The sequence below is a fragment of the Bradyrhizobium sp. WU425 genome (assembly GCF_021052305.1).
GTDB classification, from domain to species: domain Bacteria; phylum Pseudomonadota; class Alphaproteobacteria; order Rhizobiales; family Xanthobacteraceae; genus Bradyrhizobium; species Bradyrhizobium canariense_D.
Genome location: NZ_CP088089.1, coordinates 2,115,148 through 2,130,748, shown reverse-complemented (window position 1 = coordinate 2,130,748; position 15,601 = coordinate 2,115,148). Strand labels below are relative to the sequence as shown.

General features: G+C 63.2%; 18 protein-coding genes and 1 pseudogene. 16 read left to right on the top strand and 3 right to left on the bottom strand.

All coding sequences use genetic code 11. The features are described 5' to 3' along the window. Nucleotides 1-12: 12 nt before the first annotated feature. The gene (locus tag BcanWU425_RS10180) at nucleotides 13-270 is read right to left on the bottom strand and encodes a DUF6894 family protein (protein ID WP_007613759.1); all 258 of its coding nucleotides are present in this window, start codon (nucleotides 268-270) and stop codon (nucleotides 13-15) included. Between the two features lie 250 nt (nucleotides 271-520). On the opposite strand from BcanWU425_RS10180, the gene pqqA reads away from it, so the two are divergent. The 10 genes and pseudogenes from pqqA (at nucleotide 521) to BcanWU425_RS10130 (ending at nucleotide 10,524) form a co-directional block, all read left to right on the top strand. Further along, nucleotides 521-601 carry a pyrroloquinoline quinone precursor peptide PqqA gene (gene pqqA, locus BcanWU425_RS10175; protein WP_231190872.1) on the top strand — a complete coding sequence of 27 codons (81 nt, stop codon included), beginning with the start codon at nucleotides 521-523 and terminating at the stop codon, nucleotides 599-601. A 118-nt stretch (nucleotides 602-719) separates the two neighbouring features. Continuing rightward, entirely contained in the window at nucleotides 720-1,649 is a 930-nt protein-coding gene (pqqB, locus tag BcanWU425_RS10170; RefSeq protein WP_085385338.1) for a pyrroloquinoline quinone biosynthesis protein PqqB, read from the top strand. 20 nt (nucleotides 1,650-1,669) lie between these two features. After that, complete coding sequence (gene pqqC, locus BcanWU425_RS10165; RefSeq protein WP_210351123.1) at nucleotides 1,670-2,437, top strand: pyrroloquinoline-quinone synthase PqqC; 768 nt, start codon at nucleotides 1,670-1,672, stop codon at nucleotides 2,435-2,437. 10 nt (nucleotides 2,438-2,447) lie between these two features. Further along, the gene (gene pqqD / locus BcanWU425_RS10160; protein ID WP_007613770.1) at nucleotides 2,448-2,759 is read left to right on the top strand and encodes a pyrroloquinoline quinone biosynthesis peptide chaperone PqqD; all 312 of its coding nucleotides are present in this window, start codon (nucleotides 2,448-2,450) and stop codon (nucleotides 2,757-2,759) included. Beyond that, complete coding sequence (gene pqqE, locus BcanWU425_RS10155; protein WP_204512123.1) at nucleotides 2,756-3,955, top strand: pyrroloquinoline quinone biosynthesis protein PqqE; 1,200 nt, start codon at nucleotides 2,756-2,758, stop codon at nucleotides 3,953-3,955. The genes pqqD and pqqE overlap by 4 nt, the downstream gene beginning before the upstream one ends. Next, nucleotides 3,945-4,931, top strand: coding sequence for a prolyl aminopeptidase (pip, locus tag BcanWU425_RS10150; protein WP_204512124.1), 987 nt, complete (start codon nucleotides 3,945-3,947; stop codon nucleotides 4,929-4,931). The genes pqqE and pip overlap by 11 nt, the downstream gene beginning before the upstream one ends. A 12-nt stretch (nucleotides 4,932-4,943) precedes the next feature. Further along, a pseudogene (locus tag BcanWU425_RS10145) lies at nucleotides 4,944-5,622 on the top strand (DUF4286 family protein). A gap of 233 nt (nucleotides 5,623-5,855) precedes the next feature. Next, entirely contained in the window at nucleotides 5,856-7,655 is a 1,800-nt protein-coding gene (locus tag BcanWU425_RS10140) for an FAD-dependent oxidoreductase (protein WP_231190407.1), read from the top strand. Then, nucleotides 7,625-9,472: a 2-oxoacid:acceptor oxidoreductase subunit alpha gene (locus tag BcanWU425_RS10135; protein ID WP_204512125.1), complete on the top strand. Its 1,848-nt coding sequence runs from the start codon at nucleotides 7,625-7,627 to the stop codon at nucleotides 9,470-9,472. The genes BcanWU425_RS10140 and BcanWU425_RS10135 overlap by 31 nt, the downstream gene beginning before the upstream one ends. After that, nucleotides 9,469-10,524: a 2-oxoacid:ferredoxin oxidoreductase subunit beta gene (locus tag BcanWU425_RS10130; RefSeq protein WP_018454076.1), complete on the top strand. Its 1,056-nt coding sequence runs from the start codon at nucleotides 9,469-9,471 to the stop codon at nucleotides 10,522-10,524. Before BcanWU425_RS10135 ends, BcanWU425_RS10130 begins: the two co-directional genes overlap by 4 nt. Nucleotides 10,525-10,528: 4 nt before the next feature. Here BcanWU425_RS10130 and BcanWU425_RS10125 read toward each other — a convergent pair whose 3' ends face one another. Both BcanWU425_RS10125 and BcanWU425_RS10120 read right to left on the bottom strand, forming a co-directional pair. Continuing rightward, nucleotides 10,529-10,972 (bottom strand): DUF4399 domain-containing protein, encoded by a 444-nt coding sequence (locus BcanWU425_RS10125; protein ID WP_018454075.1) that lies wholly within the window; start codon nucleotides 10,970-10,972, stop codon nucleotides 10,529-10,531. 17 nt (nucleotides 10,973-10,989) lie between these two features. Next, nucleotides 10,990-12,540 (bottom strand): SUMF1/EgtB/PvdO family nonheme iron enzyme, encoded by a 1,551-nt coding sequence (locus BcanWU425_RS10120; RefSeq protein ID WP_204512126.1) that lies wholly within the window; start codon nucleotides 12,538-12,540, stop codon nucleotides 10,990-10,992. A 303-nt stretch (nucleotides 12,541-12,843) separates the two neighbouring features. On the opposite strand from BcanWU425_RS10120, the gene BcanWU425_RS10115 reads away from it, so the two are divergent. From BcanWU425_RS10115 to BcanWU425_RS10090, 6 genes are all read left to right on the top strand, one after another. After that, nucleotides 12,844-13,464, top strand: a complete 621-nt coding sequence (locus BcanWU425_RS10115) for a hypothetical protein (protein WP_018454073.1) — start codon at nucleotides 12,844-12,846, stop codon at nucleotides 13,462-13,464. Nucleotides 13,465-13,496: 32 nt separating this feature from the next. Continuing rightward, nucleotides 13,497-13,946: a DsrE family protein gene (locus tag BcanWU425_RS10110; protein ID WP_204512127.1), complete on the top strand. Its 450-nt coding sequence runs from the start codon at nucleotides 13,497-13,499 to the stop codon at nucleotides 13,944-13,946. An 82-nt stretch (nucleotides 13,947-14,028) separates the two neighbouring features. Continuing rightward, entirely contained in the window at nucleotides 14,029-14,355 is a 327-nt protein-coding gene (locus tag BcanWU425_RS10105; RefSeq protein WP_085361496.1) for an ArsR/SmtB family transcription factor, read from the top strand. After that, nucleotides 14,352-14,783, top strand: a complete 432-nt coding sequence (locus BcanWU425_RS10100; RefSeq protein ID WP_085361497.1) for an SRPBCC family protein — start codon at nucleotides 14,352-14,354, stop codon at nucleotides 14,781-14,783. The genes BcanWU425_RS10105 and BcanWU425_RS10100 overlap by 4 nt, the downstream gene beginning before the upstream one ends. 44 nt (nucleotides 14,784-14,827) lie before the next feature. Beyond that, the gene (locus BcanWU425_RS10095) at nucleotides 14,828-15,046 is read left to right on the top strand and encodes a hypothetical protein (protein ID WP_085385331.1); all 219 of its coding nucleotides are present in this window, start codon (nucleotides 14,828-14,830) and stop codon (nucleotides 15,044-15,046) included. A gap of 2 nt (nucleotides 15,047-15,048) precedes the next feature. Continuing rightward, entirely contained in the window at nucleotides 15,049-15,486 is a 438-nt protein-coding gene (locus BcanWU425_RS10090; protein WP_085352024.1) for a DUF1801 domain-containing protein, read from the top strand. The last annotated feature ends 115 nt before the right edge of the window (nucleotides 15,487-15,601 follow it).

Here is a 15,601-nt window from a genome sequence, read left to right as displayed (position 1 = left end):
CGAGAGCAAGCCTTAATGCCGGGTGGCGGACTGGTCCGGAATGTCCAGGAGTGCCTCGGTGAAGGGGAATTCGAGCACGATCTCGCCTTCGCGGTCGGTGACCTCGATGACGGCCTCAAGCAGGGCCGGCTGGGTGCCTTCCGATCTCAGCACCTCCAGAATCATCTGGCGGGCAACCTCCCAGGCGCGATCGGGATTGCGCAAATCCTCTCCCTCAGGATCCACGATCAGTTCGTCGCCGATACGGGTGTTGAAGAAATATCTGGGCATCACGAAGTTCCAGTTGGGTCGCCTGTACCGGATTGAAAGCTGCACTGCACTCACAACCGCTTTATCAGGACAGGGTTCGCGACCGAATGCGCCGGGCGCAAGGCAACATCACCAGCAAGTATCGTTCCGGCAGCATTTTTCGCGCCGCAACATGGCTTTCTCGGGAAAATTTCACTGGCGAACTTTTCCACCCGCACTAACTTAAGGGTTGGGCGGATACGTCCGAATTCTCGAAAATGGAGAGCCGAAAATGGCCTGGAAAGCCCCGAAGATCCTCGAAGTGCCCTGTGGCATGGAAATCAACATGTATGTGAGCGCCACCCGCAAGTAAGCGGTTGGTGAGTTCGCGTTCTGCGCAGGTGGATCTTTCGGTCACGATGCATGTCCGGAAGACAGGATTTGTGTTTGCGTGAGGTCCACCTCGCGACATTGCCTCCAGGAGACGGATCATGCTTCGCGTCGTCGTCCTGGGCGCCGCAGCCGGCGGCGGAGTGCCGCAATGGAATTGCGGCTGCGAGGGCTGCCGGACGGCCCGTGATAACGGCCAAGAGCTGCAACGGACCCAAGCCTCGGTCGCCTTCAGCGGCGACGGCGAGCACTGGTTCTTGATCAACGCCTCCCCCGACCTCCGCCAGCAATTGAATGCGACGCCACAGCTGCATCCGAAGGCAGGCGCGCTGCGCCATACGCCGATCGCAGGCGTGATCCTGACCAACAGCGAGGTGGACGCAGTGGCCGGCCTGCTGTCGATGCGCGAGGGTTCGCCCTTCACGGTCTATGCGCACGAGAAGGTGCTGGCGATCCTGAGGGCGAACAGCATCTTCAATGTGCTGAACGAGAAAAACGTGCAGCGCCAGCCGATCGGCATCAATGAGCCGTTCGAGCCGCGGCTGCCGGACGGGGCGCGCTCAGGACTTGAGGTGCTGCCCTTCGCGGTCTCGGGCAAATCGGCCTGGTACCTGGAAGGCAAGACGCATCCGGGCGGCGACAGCGGCGAAGGCGATACGCTGGGGCTGAAGATCACCGACAAAGCAACCGGCAAATGCTTCTACTTCATCGCCGCCTGCGCCGAGGTCACCGACGCGCTCAAGGCCGAGATCGACGGCGCTGCGCTGGTGTTCTTCGACGGCACGGTGTGGCAGGACGACGAGATGATCAAGGCCGGGCTTAGCCACAAGACCGGCAAAAGCATGGGCCACGTCGCGATGTCCGGCGACCACGGCGCCATCGCGCGGCTCGCCGACCTCACACTCGACAGGAAGATATTTCTGCATATCAATAACTCGAACCCGGCGCTGCTGCCCGCTTCCCCGGAGCGCAAGGCCGCTGAAGCGGCGGGCTGGCAGATACCCGCGGACGGAACGGAGATCGTGCTGTGAATGCCGCGTCACTGACTGGAATGACCGCGCTCTCGATCGGCAAGGACATCAGGCTCACTAGCGCCGAGGAGCTGGAGGCGACGCTGCGTCACATCGGTGCGACGCGCTATCACAGCCTGCATCCGTTCCATAGACTGCTGCATGGCGGCAAGCTCAACAAGGGCCAGGTGCAGGCCTGGGCGCTGAACCGCTACTATTACCAGAGCACCATCCCGATCAAGGACGCGGTGGTGATCTCGCGCTTCCGCGACCGCGCCACGCGGCTGGAATGGCGCCACCGCATCGAGGATCATGACGGCGACATCGGCTCCGAAGGCGGTATCGAGCGCTGGCTGAAGCTGACCGAAGGCCTCGGGTTGGACACAGCTTACGTGGAATCGACCGAAGGCATCCTGCCGGCGACGCGCTTTGCGGTGGAAGCCTATGTGCACTATTGCCGCGAGAAGTCGCCGCTGGAGGCGATCGCGTCCTCGCTCACCGAATTGTTCGCGCCGAACCTGCACGAAGAGCGCATCTCCGGGATGCTGGAGCACTACGACTTCGTCAATCCTGATATCATGAGCTACTTCAACCGCCGGTTGGCGCAGGCGCCGCGCGACGCCGGGTTTGCGCTCGACTATGTCAAGGCGCATGCCGTCACGCCCGAGCAACGCGCGTCCGTCTGCAATGCGCTGATCTTCAAGACCAACGTGCTATGGGTGCAGCTCGACGCGTTGCAACACGCCTATGTCGAGGGCCATATTCCGCCGGGCGCGTTCGTGCCCCAAGAACACCAAAAGGCGAGCTGAGGAACGAGCGATGGCCGGGCCGCGTCACATCAGCGTCAGCGAGACGAGCAGGCCGGTTCTGCCGCGGCACGCCAAGCTGAAATATGACGAGACGCGAAAAGTCTGGGTGATCCTGGCGCCCGAACGCGTGCTGGCGCCGGACGAGATCGCGGTCGAGGTCTTGCAGCTCTGCGACGGCGAGCGCAATGTCGGCGAAATGTCCGACCAACTCGCGGCAAAATACGCCGCGCCGCGCGAGGCGATCCTGGCCGACGTCATCGTCATGCTGCAGGATCTCGCCGACAAGGGCTTTCTCACGGAGGCCCGGGAGAAGACGTCATGAGCGATGTGCTCGGCAATCCCACCATCCCGCCCGACGCCAGCGACAGCCTCGCGGTGCTGGAGAAGAGCCGCTCGACGGCAGAGACGTTCGGCATTCCGCTCGCCGTGCTGCTCGAGATCACCCATCGCTGCCCGCTGCAATGTCCCTATTGCTCCAACCCGGTCGAGCTCGACCGCTCGGGCAAGGAGCTGACGACCGAGGAATGGAAGAAGGTATTGAGCGAACTCGCCGAGATCGGCGTGCTGCAGGTGCATTTCTCCGGCGGCGAGCCGACGGCGCGCAAGGACCTGGTCGAGCTGGTCAAGCATGCGAGCGACGTCGGGCTCTACACCAACCTCATCACTTCGGCGGTGCTGCTGACGCGTGAGCGGTTGAGCGAACTTGCCGATGCCGGGCTCTGCCACGTCCAGATCAGTTTTCAGGGCGTTGAAGAAGCCCTCGCCGACCGCGTCGGCGGCTACAAAAACGGGCACCGCAAGAAGCTCGAAGTCGCAAAATGGACGCGCGAGCTCGATTTGCCGCTCACCGTGAATGCGGTGATGCACCGGCAGAACCTGCACCAGCTGCCTGATATCATCCAGATGTCGGTCGATCTCGATGCCGACCGGCTCGAGGTCGCCAACGTCCAATATTACGGCTGGGCGCTGAAGAACCGCGCCGCCTTGATGCCGACGGTGGCGCAGCTCGACGAGTGCACCCGCATCGTCGAGGAGGCGCGCGAGCGGCTGAAGGGCCGGCTCACGATCGACTATGTCGTGCCCGATTATTACGCGCTGCGGCCGAAGAAGTGCATGGGCGGCTGGGGTCGGCAGTTCTTCAACATTTCGCCGGCCGGCAAGGTGCTGCCCTGCCACGCCGCCGAGAGCATCACCGGGCTCGACTTCGAATCCGTGCGCTCCAACCATTCGATTGCCTGGATCTGGCAGAACTCGGAGGCCTTCAACCGCTACCGCGGCACCGGCTGGATGAAGGAGCCGTGCAAGAGTTGCGAATTCCGGGAGATCGATTTCGGCGGCTGCCGCTGCCAGGCCTTTGCGCTGACCGGCGACGCCGCCAACACCGATCCCGCCTGCGCGCTGTCGCCGCTGCACGAGACCATCTTCAAGCAGGCCGAGCGCGAGGCTGAGGGCGAAACCAACCGCTTCCTCTATCGCAATTTCGCCGGCGGCACCCTGGAATCCGAGAATGGTGCCTGACGCCGACGCGGCCAGCTCAGTCAAGCGCGCCGATCCCTTTGCACCGCTGACCTCCGAAATGCTCGACGTCGGCGACGGCCACGATCTCTATGTCGAGAGCGTCGGCCGCACCGACGGCATCCCGGCGGTCTATCTGCATGGCGGCCCCGGCAGCGGCTGCCAGCCCGACCACCGCCGGCTGTTTGATCCCGACCGTTTTCATGCCGTGCTGTTCGACCAGCGCGGCTGCGGTCGCAGCCGGCCGAAGGGATCGCGCGCACACAACACCACGCAGCATCTGATCGCGGACATGGAAAAGATCCGCGAGAAATTCGGCGCCGCGCGCTGGATGGTGGTCGGCGGCTCCTGGGGCGCGACGCTGGCGCTGGCTTATGCGCAGGCGCATCCCGAGCGCGTCTCCGGAATTGCGCTGCGCGCGACCTTTCTCGGCACGCGTGCTGAAGTCGAGATCGCCTTCACCTCGCGCCTGTCGCAATTCTACCCCGCGCTCTACGACGATTTTCTGAGCGTGCTGCCGGTCGAGGAGCGCGCGCAACCGGTGGAAGCCTACTATCGCCGCATCCTCGATCCCGATCCGGCGGTGCATGGCCCGGCCTCGCGCGCCTGGCACGATACCGAACGCGCCTTGTCGGAGCACAAGGCGGCAAAGACACGGCTGGATCTGGCGTCGCTGAACGTGTGGCGCACATTGCCGGCGACGCCGTTCATGGAGGCGCATTATTTCGTCCAAGACAGCTTCATGACGGAGAACGAGTTGTTGCGGAACGCCGGCAAGCTCGACGGCATTCCCGGCATCATCGTCCAGGGCCGCTACGATCTGTTGTGCCCTCCCGAGACATCGCAGGCGCTCGCGAAAGTGTGGCCGAGTTCCGAGATTCGCATCGTGGAAGAAGCCGGCCATTCGCTCTATGATACCGGCGTGCGGGACGCGGTCATGAAGTCGATCGCAGATATCGCTTCGAAGATTTCGCGATAGCGGGACAAGAAAATGCCACTCGCCGGGAAGGGCATGTTGCTCACGTCGATGAATATCGACGTTCCAAATGAACCCGATTTCAACCGCTGGTACGATCGCGAGCATCTGGAAGAGCGCGTTGCGATCGAGGGCTTTCTCGAAGCGCGGCGCTATGTCGCGCACGCCGCCAATCCCAAATATCTCTCGCTGTATTCAACCGCGACGCTCGACGTGCTCGACAGTCCGGCCTACCGGGCGCGGCTCGCCAATCAGACCGAATGGTCGCGGCGGAGCATGGCGCATTTCAAGGACATGCTCCGCGTGGTCGCCCGCATCACGATCAGCAGGGGCACCGGCCGCGGCGCGGCGCTCGGCCTCGTGCGGCTGCGGCCGACGCCGGACAATGCAGTCGCGTGGCGTGACGCACTGCAAGAACGGCTGGCGCCGGAAAAAACACGACGGCATCATCTCCATGCATCTGCTCGAAAGCGAGCCGGAACTATCAGGCGCGACCGCGGATATTCCGGCGGTGCGCAACGAAGGCGCGCGCGACTGGTTCGTGCTGATCGACGGCACGCATGTCGGCGCGGTCTCGTCCGTGATCGCCGAGCGCTTCACCGGCCCTGCCGCCTCGCCATTCCCGCTTCCCGTGTCGGTCGGCTCCTACTGCCTGATGTGGGACCTCGCGAAGAGCGACATCGCGCGCAACTAAGCCATCGGACGCATCGCAACATGCTGCACCGCCACATACTGCGCACGGCCGTTAATGCTGTGCGCGCGTAGCTCCCATGAAAGAGGGGAAGCGCGAAATTTGCCGTTGTACTTCGGAGCGGTTCTAATAAGCTAACCCAATGACGTCATTCAGAAACCAGATCGCCGCGCGTTAGCGTTCGCAAGCTCAAGAAAAGGCCGCGGGGTCTTTGAGCCTGCGCGGACAGGGTAGGAATGAAACCGACCGATATTGCGGCCCCCGACTACTTTCACAAAGTGGTCGATTGCCAATGGGCCTGTCCTGCGCACACTCCCGTTCCCGAATACATCCGACTGATCGCTCAAGGCCGCTACAGCGACGCCTATATGATCAATTGGAAATCGAACGTGTTTCCCGGAATTCTGGGACGGACCTGCGATCGTCCATGCGAGCCGGCGTGCCGCCGCGGACGCGTCGAGGAGACGCCGGTCGCGATCTGCCGCCTGAAGCGCGTCGCCGCCGACTTCAAGGACGACATCACGCAGCGCTTGCCGCGCCCCTCGGCCAAGAACGGCAAGCGCGTTGCCTTCGTGGGCGGTGGTCCCGCTTCGCTGACGGTCGCCCGCGATCTCGCGCCGCTCGGCTATCACTGCACCGTGTTCGACGCCGATGCCCAAGCCGGCGGCATGATGCGCTCGCAGATCCCGAAATTCCGCCTGCCGGATTCGGTCATCGACGAGGAGACCGGCTACATCCTGGGTCTCGGCGTCGACTTCAAGGGCGGCCATCGCATCGAGAGCATGAAGGCGCTGCTCGCGGAGAAGTACGACGCAATCTTCGTCGGCTCCGGCGCACCGCGCGGCCGCGAACTCGACATCCCCGGACGCAAGGAAGCAGCCGCCAACGTCCATATCGGCATCGACTGGCTGTCCTCGGTCTCGTTCGGTCATACCGACAAGATCGGCAAGCGCGTCATCGTGCTCGGCGGCGGCAACACCGCGATGGATTGCTGCCGCACTGCGCGTCGCCTCGGCGGCGAAGAGGTGAAGGTCGTCGTGCGCTCCGGCTTCGAGGAAATGAAGGCCTCGCCCTGGGAGAAGGAAGACGCGCTCCACGAAGACATTCCGATCCTCAATTTCCTCGTTCCCACAGCGTTCGTCCACGAAAACGGCAAGCTCACCGGCATCACCTTCCAGAAGGTGAAGGCCGAATACGACGCCAAGGGCCGCCGCAACCTCGTCCCCTCGGGCGAGCCGGACCAGACCATCGAATGCGACGACGTGCTGGTCGCGGTCGGCCAGGAGAACGCCTTCCCCTGGATCGAGCAGGACTGCGGCATCGAGTTCGATAAATGGCACATGCCCAAGGTCGATCCGCAAACCTTCGTCTCGACCAACCCGAAGGTGTTCTTCGGCGGCGACGCCGCGTTCGGGCCGAAAAACATCATCTGGGCGGTGGCGCAGGGCCATGACGCCGCGCTGTCGATCCACAAAATGCTCTCGGGCGAGGACATCACCGAGCGGCCATTGCCCGACGTGTACATCTCCTCGCAGAAGATGGGCATCCACGAATGGAGCTATGACAACGACATCTCCAACGACAAGCGCTACAAGGTGCCGCATCGCGACAAGGTGATCGCGCTGAAGGACATCCGCACCGAGGTCGAGCTCGGCTATGACGTCAAGCTGGCGCTGGGCGAAGCTCATCGCTGCCTGAACTGCGACGTCCAGACCGTGTTCTCGACCTCGCTCTGCATCGAGTGCGATGCCTGCGTCGACATCTGTCCGATGGATTGCATCACCTTCACGGACAACGGCGAGGAAGGCGATCTCCGTCAGCGCCTGAAAGCACCCTCGCTGCATCCGGACCAGGATCTCTATGTGTCCAGCGACCTCAAGACCGGGCGCGTGATGGTGAAGGACGAGGATGTCTGCCTGCATTGCGGGCTGTGCGCCGAGCGCTGCCCCACCGGCGCCTGGGACATGCAGAAAAATTTGATCGAGATGACTCACGCAGGTTCAGCATGTCCGACAAAAAGCCGATCAGCAGCGTAAACGACTTCGTCGTCCGCTTCGCCAACGTCAACGGATCCGGCTCGGCCAGCGCCAACGAGATGTTTGCGCGCGCGATCCTGCGCCACGGCGTTCCGGTGAGCCCCCGTAACATCTTCCCCTCCAACATCCAGGGCCTGCCGACCTGGTACGAGGTGCGGGTGACCGAAGACGGCCATCTCGGCGCCCGCGGCGGCGTCGACATGATGGTCTCCATGAACCCGCAGACCTGGGACAAGGACCTCGCCGGCATCGAGCCCGGCGGCTACCTGTTCTATGATTCCACCAAGCCGATGCCGTCGACCAAATTCCGCGACGACATCACCGTGATCGGCGTCCCCCTGACCGCGATCACCAACTCGACCTATACCGATCCGCGCCAGCGCCAGCTGTTCAAGAACATCATCTATCTCGGGGCGCTCTCGGCGCTGCTCGACATGGATCCGAAGCTGATCGAGCAGCTGATCGGCGAGCAGTACAAGGGCAAGGAGAAGCTGCTCTCGTCCAACGTCCACGCGCTGCATCTCGGCCGCGACTGGGCGCTGCAAAACCTGAAATGCCCGACCGGGCTGCGGGTGAAGAAGTCCGACAAGGTCGGCGACCGCATCTTCATCGAAGGCAACAGCGCCGCCGCGCTCGGCGCCGTCTATGGCGGCGCCACGGTGTGCGCCTGGTATCCGATCACGCCGTCCTCGTCGGTGGCAGAAGCTTTCACCGCCCACTGCAAGAAGTACCGGCACGACCCGGAGACCGGAAAGGCGAAATACGCCATCGTGCAGGGCGAGGACGAGCTCGCCTCGATCGGCATCGTGATCGGCGCCTCCTGGAACGGCGCGCGCGCCTTCACCGCGACCTCCGGCCCCGGCATCTCGCTGATGACCGAGTTCATCGGGCTGTCGTATTTCGCCGAAATCCCGGCCGTGATCATGAACATCCAGCGCGCCGGTCCCTCGACCGGCATGCCGACCCGCACCCAGCAATGCGACATCATCGCCTGCGCCTATGCTTCGCATGGCGACACCAAGCATGTGCTGCTGTTCCCCGAAGATCCCGCCGAAGCGTTCGAGTTCGCGGCCGCGGCTTTCGATCTCGCCGAGCGGCTTCAGACCACCATCTTCCTGATGCTCGACCTCGACATCGGCATGAACCACCGGCTCTGCCGTCCGCTGAAATGGGACGACGCCAAGCAATATGACCGCGGCAAGGTGATGACCGCGGAGATGCTGGACGAAGGCCGCGATTTCGGCCGCTATCTCGACGTCGACGGCGACGGCATCCCCTACCGAACCTATCCCGGCACGCATCCGACCAAGGGCTCCTATTTTACCCGCGGCACGTCGCGCGACCGCTATGCGCGTTACTCCGAGGAGGGCTCGGTCTACGCCGACAACATGCAGCGCCTGATGCGCAAGTTCGAGACCGCGCAGGATCTGGTGCCGCGGCCGCTCCAGGCCAATGCGGAACGGCCAACCAAATACGGCGTGATCTATTTCGGCTCGACCACGCCGGCGATGGACGAGGCGATCGGATTGCTGGAAGCGCGCGGGCATCAGCTCGACCGCCTGCGCATCCGCGCCTTCCCGTTCCACTCCAGCGTGGCGAGCTTCCTCGCCGAGCACGATTTCGTCTATGTGGTCGAGCAGAATCGCGACAGCCAGCTGCGCCAGCTCATCGTCAACGAAAACGGCATCGACCCGGTGCGGCTGGTGCCGATCGTGCATTACGACGGCTCGCCGATCACCGCCCGCTTCATCGCAAAAGCCATTGGCGACCACCAGGATCACATCAAGGTGACCCCGCTCCGCAAGGCCGTGTCATGACCTACATTGCAAAGCCGAAATTCCACCATCCCGGGCTGAAGAAGAACGAGCTCGGCTACACCCATCGCGATTACGAGGGCAAGATCTCGACGCTGTGCGCCGGCTGTGGCCATGACTCTATCACGGCCTCCATCATCGAGGCCTGCTATGAGCTTTCGATCGAGCCGCACCGGGTCGCCAAGATTTCGGGTATCGGCTGCTCGTCGAAGACGCCGGACTATTTTCTCGGCAATTCGCACGGCTTCAACTCCGTGCACGGCCGCATGCCCAGCGTCCTGACCGGCGCCAATCTCGCCAATCGCGACCTGATCTATCTCGGCGTCTCCGGCGACGGCGATTCCGCCTCGATCGGCTTCGGCCAGTTCGCGCATTCGATCCGGCGCGGCGTCAACATGACCTATATCGTCGAGAACAACGGCGTCTACGGCCTGACCAAGGGCCAGTTCTCGGCGACCGCCGACCGCGGCTCGAAGTCCAAGAAAGGCGTCACCAACACCGACAACGCCATCGACCTCGTCGCCATCGCGCTTCAGCTCGGCGCCACCTTCGTCGCGCGCTCGTTCTCCGGCGACAAGACCCAGCTCGTGCCGCTGATCGCGGCCGCGATCCGCCACAAGGGTGCGTCGTTCATCGACGTCATCAGCCCCTGCATCGCCTTCAACAACCATGCCGGCTCGACCAAGAGCTTCGACTATGTCCGCGAGCACAATGACGCGGTGAACCGGCTCGATGTGCTGGTCGGCCGCGATCCGATTGCGGTGGATTACGCACCCGGCACCGTGCAAATGGTCGAGCAGCATGACGGCAGCAGGATCGCGCTGCGCAAGATCGATGCCGACTACGATCCGCACGACCGGCTCGGCGCCCAGACCTTCCTGCAAAAGCACGCCGCCAAGGGACAGATCGTCACCGGCCTGCTCTATGTCGATCCCGACGCGGAAGACCTGCACGAGCATCTCAACACGGTCGAAACGCCGCTCAACACGCTGGAAGCCGACACGCTCTGCCCCGGCTCGGCGGCGCTGGACAAGTTCAACGCCAGCCTGCGGTGATTGCCTATCGTGCCGCGGCCGGCTGGCGGACGCGTATGGTGATCTTCTCCGACACGATGGGCGGCTCGAACGGATAGTGCTTGGCATCGCCCAGCACGAGTTGAAGCGTGTGCGTCCCGGGCGGAAGCTCGAGCAGCGTTTCGGTCTGCCCTGCCCCGAAATGCAGATGCGACTTGTCCTGCAGGATCGGCTCCTTGGGATCGATGGGGTCGTTGACGTCGATCAGCAGATGATGGTGACCGGCGTTCTGGTACTCGTCGCCGGCATGGGTCACTCCCATGTTGCGCAAGCCGAACCGGACCCAGAATCCGCCGCGCACCTTCTGCCCGTCACGCGGGGTGATGAAATAGAGCTTTGCGTCCTTGGGCGCTGCCTTGCCCTGCGAAAAGGCTGCCCCCGGAAGCAATGCGAGCGCCGCCGCCAGCGCGACGCAACGAAGGATCTGCATCAAACCAACTCCACCACTTAAGGACTGAGCGCCACGCGGAATCCGTGCGTGGGGTAACGAACATTGGTGTCGTAGCCATCGCGGTTGGACGGCCGCACATATCTCGAATCGTTCTTCCAGGAGCCCGAGCGCAGGACATGAGCGCTGCAGTCCCCGCTGCTCCATGCCGAGCCGTCGGTGGGCGCGCCCTGATAGGTCTTGTGCCAGCAGTCCTCGACCCACTGATCGACGCCGCCGCCCATGTCGTGGAGCCCGAACGGGTTCGGCTTGAAGCTGCCGACTTTCGCTGGCTGCTCGGCCGCGAGATCACCGCAATCCTTGCAACCGGCCATGCCCGGCTGCAGCTTGTCGCCCCACCAATATCTGGTCTGCGTTCCGCCCCGCGCGGCATATTCCCATTCGGCTTCGCTCGGAAGCCGATACGTCTTCTTCGTCGCCTTGGCGAGATAGGCCGCATATTGCTGCGCGTCGGTCCAGCTCACATTGCTGACCGGCGCATCGTCCTTGCCGATGGAGGTGAAGCTGCACGCCTTTGCAGCGGCGCACTCGTTCCATTCCTGCACGGTCACGGGATATTTGCCGATCGAGAACGGCTTCACCGTCACCTGATGGACGGGACGCTCGGTCGGGTCGTCGTTGCTTCCCATCGCAAAGCTGCCGCCGCGAATGGCGACCATCTCGGGTTCGCGGACGGGAATGGGCGATTGACTTACCGATTGACTCGTCGATTGATTTGGCGCCTGAGCGGGCGATGGAGATGACGAGGCCGACGAGGGAGAAGGCTGCGGCGTCTGCGGCGCCGCTTCGCGCGGCGGAGGCTGCGGGCTCGGCGATGCGGCAGGAGAAGCGGGAGTGAGGGCGGCCTGCTCGCCCACCCTGCCCGGCGCCTGAGCCAGAAGATACCACAGCACGCCGGCGGCCATCACCGACAGCGTGATACCCAGGAGAAAGATCAGGGCATTCTCGCGCCGCCCCCGCGTCCTGCCGACCGCGTCTGCATCCGGCAGCACTTTATAAACGCGCACGGGATCGGTGATGTTCTTGACCTTGCGGTCCCCGAGCGACTCGTAACCGCACACGACCTTGTGCTTGATCTGCTCGTAGATCGCGCCGGAGATAAAGACCTGGCCTGGCTCGGCGATGCCCTCGATACGCGTGGCGATATTGACGCCGTCGCCGTAGACGTCGTCAGGCTCCACGATGACGTCACCGAGATTGACGCCAATCCGGTACTCGATCCGGGTGTTCTTCGGAAGCGAGGCGTTGCGGCCGATGAGATTCTGCTGGATGACGATGCTGCATCGGACGGCCTCGACCGGACTGTCGAAAATCGCGATGAAGCCATCGCCCGTCGTCTTCACCAGACTTCCGTTGTGCTCGACGATGCTGGGCTGGATGAGATCCCGCTCGATCCGCTTGACGCGGACGTGCGTGCCCTCTTCGTCGGCCTGCATCAGGCGGCTGTAGGAAGCGATGTCACCGACAATGATGGCCGCGAGGCGACGAGGCATAGGGCCGTGCGAAGGCGGCTCGTCATTCCCGGATCTGAAGTTGCGAATTTCGCCCATTGCGGGGACTCCACAAACTTGCAAAGGCAGACCCCAGCCTACGACTGCCAAAGGCGATCGTCTGTGAAGGCTATCACATCGATGGAATCGGGCAATGTCCGTGGAATCGCAGGCGCCGAGTTCCGAAAGGCGAAGGCGTCACGTCGAATGAACCTTCAGGACCCCACCGACGACTAATGCCCGGCGTGGAACTAATCACCTCGCTCCGCCCTGCGATGATGCTGTCAGCTGTGCGGACGTTGAACGCGTCGCACCGGGGCTGCGTCTACAGCGTACAGCTCAGCTGCTGCACGCGAGGCCATCATGAAGTCTTTTCTCGTTGCGGCCGTCTTCCTTGCCGCGCTCGGCGGCGCCGCTCACGCCGAGGAGGCCGACGATATCCGTGAGGCCATCAAGGCCGAAGCCGAAACCTTCAACGCGCGCATGTATGCCGGCGAACCCGGCAACAAGGCCTATGCCTGCTTCGTGCGCCGCTACGATGCCGAGCATCTGGCGCACCATCCGAAGCAGAAGGTCGCCTCGATGAAGCTGCTGATCTCGGCGGAGATGGACACCGAAGACAAGCAGTTCCACAACTCCTTCCGCCTCGGCTTCAGATATCGTCACCGCTCCGGCGATTTCGATTCCAGCGGCTCCTGTCATCACGCTGTGTTCACCAAGGACGGCACCGAAATCCGCCTCGGTTGCGGCGTCGACTGCGAGGGCGGCGGCATCGGCGTCGCGCTCTCGAAGGACGACAAATCGGCGATCGTGCGGCTGGCGCGGGTCAGGGTCTGGCAGAACAACAAGCCGGACGACGATGCCGAACTGTCACTGGTCGCCGGGGCCGACGACGGGATTTTCCGCCTAGATCGAACGGACAATAAGGAATGCGCCTCGCTCGTGACCGACCGCAAGGAACTCGCCGCGCTCCGCCACAAATGATATGTGTCCGGCACAATCGAGGGGAGATCGTCATGAACCGCCGGAACATCTTGTGGAGCGCCGTCTCAGGCCTGGGCGCGGCACTTGGCGCCTCCAGCGCGAAGGCCGCGACCGAGGCCGGCACGGGCAACAAGCTGAAGGTGGTCTATCACCTGAGCGATGCCGAGAAGGTCAACTTCGTCCTCGGCAACATCCAGAACCACATCGATGGCGTCGGCGGCCCCGACCATGTGACGATCGCGCTGGTGATCCACGGCCCGGCACTGAAGGCGTTTCACTCGGCGCAGGCCAACCCTGACATTAGCAAGCGCGTCGGCGATTTTTCCAGGGATGGCGTCGAGCTTGCCGCCTGCGGCAACACGATGAAGGCGCAGAACGTCACGCTCACGGATCTCCTGCCGGGCTTCGTCAGCGCGGAGAAGGGTGGCGTCGTCCGTTTGGCCGAGCTCCAGTCGCAGGGTTATCTCTATCTGCGGCCGTAGGAGCGCGCGCTCGACATCCCCCTTGACGTACCCATAACCCCAGGGTTATGAACATATCCATAACTTGCAGGTTATGGATTTTATGCCCGCCATCGCCCACGACCTTCTGTTCAGGACGCTCGCCGACCCCACTCGTCGGGCGATCTTCGAGCGATTGTGCCGCGAGGGCGAACAGACGGTCGGAGCCCTGACAGCACTGTCGGGCGTTTCCCAGCCCGCAGTCTCAAAACATCTCGGCGCGCTGAAGCAGGCTGGTCTGGTGCGCGACCGGCATCAAGGGCGGCAGACGCATTACAGCGCCCAGCCCGGCGCGCTCAATCCGCTGATCGACTGGACCAGCCAGATGACCGGATTCTGGCAGAACCGGCTCGATGCGCTCGACGATCTCCTGAAGAGGATGGACCAATGAACGAATCCCCCACCGAAACCCGATCTGTCGTCGTCGAGCGCGAATATGCCTTTCCGGCAGAGCGGATCTGGCGCGCGCTGACGCAGCCGCATCTGATCGAGGAATGGCTGATGAAGAACGACTTCAAGCCGACCGTGGGCCACCGCTTCAACCTTCGCGGCGAGTGGGGCGGCGTGTTGGACTGCGAGGTCCTCACCATCGAGCCGCAGAAGACGCTCGCCTACACCTGGAATTTCTCGCATGACGACGCGGCGTTCGATCTCAAGAGTGTCGTGACCTTCACGCTGACGCCGGCGGGCGCAGGCACGCATCTGCGCGTCGAGCAAGCGGGCTTCAGCCCGACGCAGAAGCAGGCTTTTGGCGGCGCGCATGCCGGCTGGAAGCAGTTTCTCGCCAAGCTGGACGAGCTGCTGGCAAGGGCAGACTAGCTCGGCCGCCGGCCTTCATTCAATCATCTCAAGAGGAGGTTTCATTGACCGGAAACATGTGGGTTCGACAGATCCATCGTTGGCTGTCGATCGCTTTCACGCTTGCCGTCATCGCCAACATCGTCGCCCTGACGCTGCAAGTCCAGGCGACGTGGATCGGCTTGCTCGCCTTCGTCCCATTGATCCCATTGCTTGCGACCGGACTCTACATGTTCGCGCTGCCATATCTCGGCCGCCGCCGCGGCGCCCGACAAGAGGCGTGAACATGAAGAAGGCCGTCACCGTGAAAAACAGCAGCGCGACGAAGGCGGATGGCGCTTCGCCATCCAGGATGATCGACGGCAGGATCAAGGAGCTCGGCGACTGGCGCGGCGACATGCTCGGACGAATCCGCGGCCTGATCAAGGAGGCCGATCCTGACGTCGTCGAGGAATGGAAATGGCGCGGCGTTCCGGTGTGGGAGCACGACGGCATCATCTGCACCGGCGAGACCTACAAGGCCGTGGTGAAGATGACGTTTGCCAAGGGCGCAGCGCTGGACGATCCAGCCGGCCTGTTCAACTCGAGCCTCGACGGCAACGTGCGGCGCGCGATCGATATTCGCGAAGGCGAGAAGATCAACGAGAAGGCGTTGAAGGCGCTGATCCGCGCAGCCGTGGCGCTGAATGCGTCCAAGAAGAAGCCGGCGAAACGTTCCGGATAGAACAGCCGTTGTGGAGCCACGAACGCTTTCCTTCTCCCCTTGTGGGAGAAGGTGGCGCGAAGCGCCGGATGAGGGGTCTCTATCGACACGGGAAACGTTGAGAGATACCCCTCAC

Coding starts and splice junctions, on each gene's coding strand:
- BcanWU425_RS10180 (WP_007613759.1), bottom strand. CDS start 270: ATGCCCAGATATTTCTTCAACACCCGTATCGGCGACGAACTGATCGTG.
- pqqA (WP_231190872.1), top strand. CDS start 521: ATGGCCTGGAAAGCCCCGAAGATCCTCGAAGTGCCCTGTGGCATGGAA.
- pqqB (WP_085385338.1), top strand. CDS start 720: ATGCTTCGCGTCGTCGTCCTGGGCGCCGCAGCCGGCGGCGGAGTGCCG.
- pqqC (WP_210351123.1), top strand. CDS start 1,670: ATGACCGCGCTCTCGATCGGCAAGGACATCAGGCTCACTAGCGCCGAG.
- pqqD (WP_007613770.1), top strand. CDS start 2,448: ATGGCCGGGCCGCGTCACATCAGCGTCAGCGAGACGAGCAGGCCGGTT.
- pqqE (WP_204512123.1), top strand. CDS start 2,756: ATGAGCGATGTGCTCGGCAATCCCACCATCCCGCCCGACGCCAGCGAC.
- pip (WP_204512124.1), top strand. CDS start 3,945: ATGGTGCCTGACGCCGACGCGGCCAGCTCAGTCAAGCGCGCCGATCCC.
- BcanWU425_RS10140 (WP_231190407.1), top strand. CDS start 5,856: ATGAAACCGACCGATATTGCGGCCCCCGACTACTTTCACAAAGTGGTC.
- BcanWU425_RS10135 (WP_204512125.1), top strand. CDS start 7,625: ATGTCCGACAAAAAGCCGATCAGCAGCGTAAACGACTTCGTCGTCCGC.
- BcanWU425_RS10130 (WP_018454076.1), top strand. CDS start 9,469: ATGACCTACATTGCAAAGCCGAAATTCCACCATCCCGGGCTGAAGAAG.
- BcanWU425_RS10125 (WP_018454075.1), bottom strand. CDS start 10,972: ATGCAGATCCTTCGTTGCGTCGCGCTGGCGGCGGCGCTCGCATTGCTT.
- BcanWU425_RS10120 (WP_204512126.1), bottom strand. CDS start 12,540: ATGGGCGAAATTCGCAACTTCAGATCCGGGAATGACGAGCCGCCTTCG.
- BcanWU425_RS10115 (WP_018454073.1), top strand. CDS start 12,844: ATGAAGTCTTTTCTCGTTGCGGCCGTCTTCCTTGCCGCGCTCGGCGGC.
- BcanWU425_RS10110 (WP_204512127.1), top strand. CDS start 13,497: ATGAACCGCCGGAACATCTTGTGGAGCGCCGTCTCAGGCCTGGGCGCG.
- BcanWU425_RS10105 (WP_085361496.1), top strand. CDS start 14,029: ATGCCCGCCATCGCCCACGACCTTCTGTTCAGGACGCTCGCCGACCCC.
- BcanWU425_RS10100 (WP_085361497.1), top strand. CDS start 14,352: ATGAACGAATCCCCCACCGAAACCCGATCTGTCGTCGTCGAGCGCGAA.
- BcanWU425_RS10090 (WP_085352024.1), top strand. CDS start 15,049: ATGAAGAAGGCCGTCACCGTGAAAAACAGCAGCGCGACGAAGGCGGAT.